This window comes from Frankia sp. CeRuru1 (assembly GCF_977966315.1).
Genome location: NZ_CDWWEW010000258.1, coordinates 1 through 7,253, shown reverse-complemented (window position 1 = coordinate 7,253; position 7,253 = coordinate 1). Strand labels below are relative to the sequence as shown.

Sequence of the window (7,253 nt, the reverse complement as noted above, 5' to 3'; positions counted from 1 at the left end):
GGGCCGCGCCGAGCAGTTCGGTGACCGCCTCGACGCCGGGCGGCAGGGCGGGCACCAGGATCTCGCGGGGGATGCCCTCCCCCTGGGATCCCGCGGTGGTCGTGGGCACCGTCGAACCAACGGTCCCGGTCGAGGCCGCTCCCGTGCCGTCGAGGTACTCCTGGGTGAGGAACTGCTCGACGAGGTCCGCGGTCGTGACCTCGTCGAGCTTGTCGACGACCCAGCCCCGCTGGCCGCGTACCCGCCCGCCACGCACGTAGAACACCGCGACGGCGGCCTCCAGCTCGTCCTCGGCGAAGGCGATGACGTCGGCGTCGGTGCCGTCGGGCAGAACCACGGCCTGCTTCTCGACCGCACGGCGCAGGGCGCCGATGTCGTCGCGCAGCCGCGCGGCGCGTTCGTACTCCTGGGCCTGCGCCGCCTGCTGCATCTCCCGTTCGAGCCGACGCAGGTAACGGCCCGCCTGCCCGGACATGAAGTCGCAGAAGTCCTCGACGATCTCCCGGTGGGTGGCCGCGTCGACCCGTCCCACGCAGGGTGCCGAGCACCGGTCGATGTACCCGAGCAGGCACGGCCGTCCGACCTGCGCGGCCCGTTTGAAGACCCCGCCCGAGCACGTGCGGGCGGGGAAGACCCGCAGGAGCAGATCGAGGGTCTCCCGGATGGCCCAGGCATGCGCATACGGGCCGAAGTACCGGACACCCTTGCGCTTGGGTCCCCGCATGACCTGCAGGCGCGGGAACTCCTCGTGGAGGGTCACGGCGAGACTCGGGTAGCTCTTGTCGTCGCGGTAGCGGACGTTGAAGCGCGGGTCGAACTCCTTGATCCACGTGTACTCGAGCTGGAGGGCCTCGACCTCGGTCGAGACGACGGTCCAGTCGACCGAGCTCGCCGAGGAGACCATGTGCTGCGTGCGCGGATGGAGGGTGTGCAACTCGGCGAAGTAGTTGGCCAGCCGGGCCCGCAGGTTCTTGGCCTTGCCGACATAGAGCACGCGACCGTGCTCGTCACGGAAACGATAGACACCGGGTGTCTCGGGGATCGAGCCCGGGGCGGGCCGGTAGGACGCCGGATCAGCCATGAAGCGAGCCTACGGCGACCTTCATCCCGAGCAAGCAGCACCTGCACGTAACCATTTCATCACGCATAGCGTGCGGGCTTGGCAGCGGGTTCCCTCCGATGGTGGCGGTAGGGTGACGAGCGGCGACGGCCACCCGGCAGTGTCGTGACCGATTACACACCTTCCGCTGTTTCGGGAGCCCCCGCTGGCGTCCGGGGCGGAGGGCTGCGACCCTCGACACATCGGGCAAGCGAACCGAGGGAGCCAGCGCGTGCTTGGTAAGGACGTCACGGCGGAGTTCGTCGTGGACGACGCGTCCAGCCGTGGGCGGATCACCGTGTTCCAGATCTGCTGGGGCGCCCGCGACCCGTTGGCTGTGTCCATGACGCTGGTGTCCAGGCCGGAACATCCCGCGCTGCCGCAGGGCAGCTGGGTGGCACCACGCGACACCCTGCGCGCCGGCCTGGAGACGGCGGTGGGCGACGGGGACGTCCGGATCGGTCCCGACGCGGATCGGCGCGGCGTGCGGCTCGACCTGGTGCACGGCGACCGCCGATCCGTGGTGGTGGTCGCGGCGTCGTCGCTGCGCAGCTTCCTGGACCGCACCGAGCGGCTTGTCCCGACCGGTCAGGAGCACACCGAACAGGAGCTGGACGCCGTCCTCGCGGACCTGCTGCAGACCTGAGAAGCCTGAGAAGGCGGGACCGGTCCCACCTCGGCGACCCGGTCACCGAGGATCTCCCGGAGGAAGACCGCGGTGTGGCTCTCCTCGACCGCCGCCACGGCCTCGGGCGACCCCTGCGCGACGACCCGGCCGCCTCCCGTGCCCCCCTCCGGCCCCAGATCAATGATCCAGTCCGCCGTCTTGATGACATCGAGGTTGTGCTCGATCACGATGACCGTGTTCCCGGCGTCGACCAGCCGGCCGAGCACGCCGAGCAGCTTGCGGATGTCCTCGAAGTGCAGACCGGTCGTCGGCTCGTCGAGCACGTAGACCGTCCGGCCGGTGGAGCGCCGCTGCAGCTCCGAGGCGAGCTTGACCCGCTGCGCCTCGCCGCCGGACAGGGTCGGCGCCGACTGGCCGAGCCGGACGTACCCCAAGCCGACGTCGTTCAGCGTCCGCAGGTGCCGGGCGATGGCCGGCACCGCGGCGAAGAACTCCGCCGCCTCCTCGATCGGCATGTCGAGCACCTCGGCGATGTTCCTGCCCTTGTAGTGCACCTCCAGCGTCTCCCGGTTGTACCGGTCGCCGTGGCAGACCTCGCACGGCACGTACACGTCCGGCAGGAAGTTCATCTCGATCTTGAGGGTGCCGTCACCGGAACACGCCTCGCACCGCCCGCCCTTGACGTTGAACGAGAACCGGCCCGGCAGATAGCCGCGGACCTTCGCCTCGGTCGTCTCGGCGAACAGCCGGCGGATGTGGTCGAACACGCCGGTGTAGGTGGCGGGGTTGGACCGCGGCGTGCGTCCGATCGGGGACTGGTCGACCCGGACCGCCTTGTCGAGATGGTCGAGCCCGCTGACGGTGCGGTGCCGGCCCGGCACCTCCCGGGCGCCGTTGAGCTTGTTCGCCAGGACGGCGGCGAGGATGTCGTTGACGAGGGTGGACTTCCCCGAGCCCGACACCCCGGTGACGGCCACGAAACAGCCCAGCGGGAACGACACGGTGACGTCGCGCAGGTTGTGCTCCCGGGCCCCGTGCACGGTCAGTGCCCGGCCCTTGGTCGGCACCCGGCGGATGTCGGGCACCGGGATCCGGCGCCGCCCGGACAGGTAGGCGCCGGTCATCGACTCCTCGCTGGCGAGCAGCTTCTCGACCGGCCCGGAGACGACGACCCGACCGCCGTGCTCGCCGGCGCCGGGGCCGATGTCGACCACCCAGTCGGAGGCGCGGATCGTGTCCTCGTCGTGCTCGACGACGATGAGCGTGTTGCCCAGGTCGCGCAGCCGCAGCAGGGTCTGGATGAGCCGGCGGTTGTCCCGCTGGTGCAGGCCGATCGACGGCTCGTCGAGCACGTACAGCACCCCGACGAGCCCGGAACCGATCTGGGTGGCCAGCCGGATGCGCTGTGCCTCGCCGCCCGCCAGGGTGCCGGCGGCCCGGTCGAGGGAGAGGTAGTCCAGCCCCACGTCCAGCAGGAACGTCAGCCGCGCGTCGACCTCCTTGAGCACCCGGCCGGCGATGGCCCGCTCCCGTTCGGTGAGGTCGAGCCCGCGCAGGAACACGGCGCACTCACCGATCGCCAGACCCGAAACCTCGGCGATCGACCGACCGCCCAGCGTCACCGCAAGTGACTCCGACTTCAGCCGCGCGCCGCGGCAGGCCGGGCAGGGGACATCGCGCATGTAGCCCTCGTACCGCTCCCGGCTGCTGTCCGACTCGGCCTCGCGGTGCCGGCGGCCCAGGAAGCCGATCACGCCCTCGAAGGAGGTGTAGTAGGAACGCTTGCGGCCGTAGCGGTTGGTGTAGCCGACGTGGATCTCGGTGTCGCCGCTGCCGTACAGCACGGCCTTGCGGGCCCGCTCGGGCAGCCCCTCCCACGGGGTGCCCATCTTGAAGCTGAGGTCCTCGGCAAGGGCCGTGAGCAACCGTTCGAAGTACTCCTTGTTGTGGCCGCCCGACCAGGGGGCCACCGCGCCCTGCGCCAGCGACAGGGTGGGGTCGGGCACGACGAGCTCCGGGTCGACCTCCTTGCGGGTCCCGATCCCGGTGCACTCGGGGCAGGCACCGTATGGCGAGTTGAACGAGAACGACCGCGGCTCCAGCTCCTCAAAGGAGAGGTCGTCGTAGAGGCAGGCCAGATGCTCGGAGTACATCCGCTCGCGCTCGGGGTCGTCGGCGTCGCGGTCGACGAAGTCGACCAGGACGAGCCCGCCGCCCAGCTTCAGGGCCGTCTCCACCGAGTCGGTGAGCCGCCGCTTCGCCGACGGCTTGATCGCGAGCCGGTCGACGACGACCTCGATCGTATGCTTGCGCTGCTTCTCCAGCTTCGGCGGATCGGTGAGCGGCACCACCGTGCCGTCGACGCGGGCCCGCGCGAACCCGGAGCTCTGCAGCTCGGCGAACAGGTCGACATACTCGCCCTTGCGGCCACGCACCACCGGGGCCAGCACCTGGAAGCGGGTGCCCTCGGGCAGCTCCAGCAGCCGGTCGACGATCTGCTGCGGGGTCTGCCGGGAGATCAGCCGCCCGCACTTCGGGCAGTGCGGGCGGCCGGCGCGGGCGAAGAGCAGCCGCAGGTAGTCGTAGACCTCGGTGATCGTGCCGACGGTGGACCGCGGGTTGCGCGAGGTCGACTTCTGATCGATGGAGACGGCCGGGGACAGCCCCTCGATGAAGTCGACGTCGGGCTTGTCCATCTGCCCGAGGAACTGCCGAGCATAGGCTGACAGCGACTCCACGTAGCGCCGCTGCCCCTCGGCGAAGATTGTGTCGAAGGCGAGGCTGGACTTGCCGGACCCGGACATACCGGTGAAGACGATCAGCCCGTCGCGGGGCAGGTCGAGGTCGACGTCACGGAGATTGTGTTCACGCGCGCCACGCACGACAAGACGATCGGCCATCGACAAACCCTCATGATCTTCAGTAAGACCGGACCTGGGCGAGTGTGGCCATGCTACGGATGAGGACCGACACTTTTCCGGGGGCGGCCACCTACCACCAGCCGGACGAATCCGTCGAATCCGATAGAGACCTCGGAGGCGTCAGAGGCATCAGATCTCCCGGTGCCACCTGACGGACCGTAACGACCAGCAGCTATCCCCTGTTCCCGTCCCATCCGCGCCATCCGCTCCGGAGAGGATCACCATGAGCGACGCCGACGGCGGCGACACCAGCCGCACCGGCTACACCGAGTACACCGGGAAAGTCACGGTCGGCGGTCCGGCCGACGTGCGGACCCTGCCAGGCCTGTCGATCACCAAGATCGCCGTCGGCCCGATGAACAATAACGCCTACCTGCTGCGCTGCCCGGTCACCGGGGAGCAGCTGCTCGTCGACGCGGCAAACGAGGCCGACACGCTGCTGCGGCTCGTCGGGGACGCGGGGCTGGCGACGGTGGTCACCAGCCATCAGCACGATGATCATGTGCAGGCCCTCGCAGATGTGGTCACCACCACCGGGGCCAGCACGGTCGCCCATCCGGACGACGCCCCCGCCATTCCGGTGCCCACCGCGCGGCAGGTGCGCGACGGAGACGAGGTCGCCGTCGGGACGGCCACCCTTCGGGTGATCCACCTGGTCGGGCACACAGCCGGATCCATCGCCCTGCTCTACGAGGCCGATCCCGCCGCCCCCCACCTCTTCACCGGAGACTGCCTGTTCCCTGGCGGCCCTGGAAACACGTTCGGTGACGAACAGGCCTTTACGACGCTGATGGACGGCCTCGAACGCAAGATCTTCGGCCCACTGCCGGACACCACCTGGATCTACCCGGGCCACGGACACGACACCACCCTCGGCGCCGAACGCCCGCACCTGGCGGAATGGCGCGCCCGCGGCTGGTGACGGCGGCGGTGAGGCCGGCTCCGGTATGGCGAGCTCGGCCTCGACGCGCTCACGCCACGGATGCGCTCAGTCCCCTGAGACCTCCTCCGGAACGAGGTGATGCTGACGCTGTGCCTACTGTCCGGGGAAGCCGTCGGCAAGATCACCGATCAGATCATCCTGCCGCTACTGCGGCGTCCGCGGTACCGGGCGGAGATGGCCGAGACGCAACCGCGTCTCGGCCGGGACGGCGCGCCACCGTGAGCTGACCGCGGGCTCCCAGCCTGGCCGGGCCAGCCCGCTCACCAGCCCGGAGAGGATCCGGACCGCGCGCAACGCGTCATGCGACCGGCCCACGGCCAATTTGCGCGCGGCGAGGACGGTCAGCTGGGCCGCGTGCACCGCGGTCCACGACCGGCCCACGTCGTGACGGTGCCGCCGGGCATAGGTGGCGGCCGACCGGCCGAGTTCGGCGTACAGCAGCCCGGACCGCCCGACGGTCTCCCCGCCCACATGTACGACCGGCCAGGCGTCGTCCGCCCAGACGATGCGCCCGCCCGCGGCGTGCAACCGGGCGAACAGATCCGTCTCCTCGTAGTACATCCAGTACGACGGGTCGAATCCGCCCAGCCGTAGGAAAATCTCCGAACGGACGGCGAAGAAGGCGCCGACCGGATAGCGCAGTTCCGGCCACCTCTCCACCGCGGCGATCTCGCCCCGTACCGCCGTGTAAGCGTTCGTCCGCGGGCGCGGCAGGACGGCACTCGCCCGCCCCCGCTCGCCCGCCATGCCGCGGATCGGGAAGCCGACCACGTCGGCGGACGACGCGGCCCAGGCGAGCAGCTTCGGGATCATCGTCGCGGTGTCGGCAGGGACCGTCACGTCACTGTTGACCACCAGGATCCACTCCGGCCGCAGCCCGTCCTCCACGGCACGGCGGACAGCGAGGTTCACCGCGGTACCGTATCCGACGTTCCCGTGCCCCTGGACCACGCGCACACCGTCCGGCAACGCATCATGCCGGGCTTTCCCGTCATTCTCCACCAGAAATACCCGACATTCCGCCATGGCATCCAGTGTGGTCAGCAACCGGTACAGAGACGTCGATCCCCCGTGAGAAACGACGACCGCCAACAGCCTGTGCATCATCCGCCTTCGGCTAGTGCGCCCGCAACGAGCTGCGAAATTTCGGGAAGAATCGGCGAGGAAGGACCACAGCTCACACCGAACGAGTACACACGATCGGCCCTGGAACGTCGAGTATTCCCGCCCGCGCGTCTCCTCGCCCGCGTCAGAGAGATACGTTCCGGCGGCTGGACGTGCACCGATGTACCGCAGTACCCGCCGGAACCAGCATAACCGCTGAGCCAGGGCTGTCCGGCATCCTCGTTCCCGGCGCGTCGCGACACCATTCCTCGATATGTTTCCGGACGCGCGGCGAACCGGGCCCGGTTCGTCACCCGCCTGACGTCACGGGCGGCCCGCCTCCGGGTGAACAGTCGCACTTTCCCGACCAGACCACGGCCCTTGCGCCGATCATGCTCACCGAGGGCCAGGCCACGGCGAGCGCCGTGGCGCTGGCCACCGCCCCGGACGGTCCGCTCACCCGGGACGGGGCGACGGCGTTAGAGAAGCCGCTCGACGCGACGACCCCGCCGGCCCATCGCCCGCTGATCATCGGGGCGCCGCCTGGGAGCCTTCGGC

The 7,253-nt window shown here is 69.9% G+C and carries 5 protein-coding genes; 2 read left to right on the top strand and 3 right to left on the bottom strand.

Features of this window, described 5'->3' with window-relative positions; genetic code table 11:
• Window positions 1-1,081 (bottom strand): excinuclease ABC subunit UvrC (gene uvrC / locus AC08OP_RS17180; protein ID WP_476615120.1); only part of this gene is annotated, 1,081 nt, incomplete at its 3' end.
• A gap of 250 nt (window positions 1,082-1,331) precedes the next feature.
• Between uvrC and AC08OP_RS17175 the strand changes: the two genes are divergently transcribed.
• Complete coding sequence (locus AC08OP_RS17175) at window positions 1,332-1,745, top strand: SsgA family sporulation/cell division regulator (protein ID WP_462186162.1); 414 nt, start codon at window positions 1,332-1,334, stop codon at window positions 1,743-1,745.
• Here AC08OP_RS17175 and uvrA read toward each other — a convergent pair.
• Window positions 1,688-4,627 (bottom strand): excinuclease ABC subunit UvrA, encoded by a 2,940-nt coding sequence (uvrA, locus tag AC08OP_RS17170; RefSeq protein WP_476615119.1) that lies wholly within the window; start codon window positions 4,625-4,627, stop codon window positions 1,688-1,690. The two genes, AC08OP_RS17175 and uvrA, sit on opposite strands and share 58 nt — an antisense overlap.
• 244 nt (window positions 4,628-4,871) lie before the next feature.
• Here uvrA and AC08OP_RS17165 point away from each other — a divergent pair, with 244 nt between their 5' ends.
• Window positions 4,872-5,570 carry an MBL fold metallo-hydrolase gene (locus AC08OP_RS17165; RefSeq protein ID WP_476615118.1) on the top strand — a complete coding sequence of 233 codons (699 nt, stop codon included), beginning with the start codon at window positions 4,872-4,874 and terminating at the stop codon, window positions 5,568-5,570.
• 165 nt (window positions 5,571-5,735) lie between these two features.
• Here AC08OP_RS17165 and AC08OP_RS17160 read toward each other — a convergent pair whose 3' ends face one another.
• Window positions 5,736-6,617 (bottom strand): glycosyltransferase, encoded by an 882-nt coding sequence (locus AC08OP_RS17160; RefSeq protein ID WP_476615121.1) that lies wholly within the window; start codon window positions 6,615-6,617, stop codon window positions 5,736-5,738.
• Window positions 6,618-7,253 lie beyond the last annotated feature (636 nt).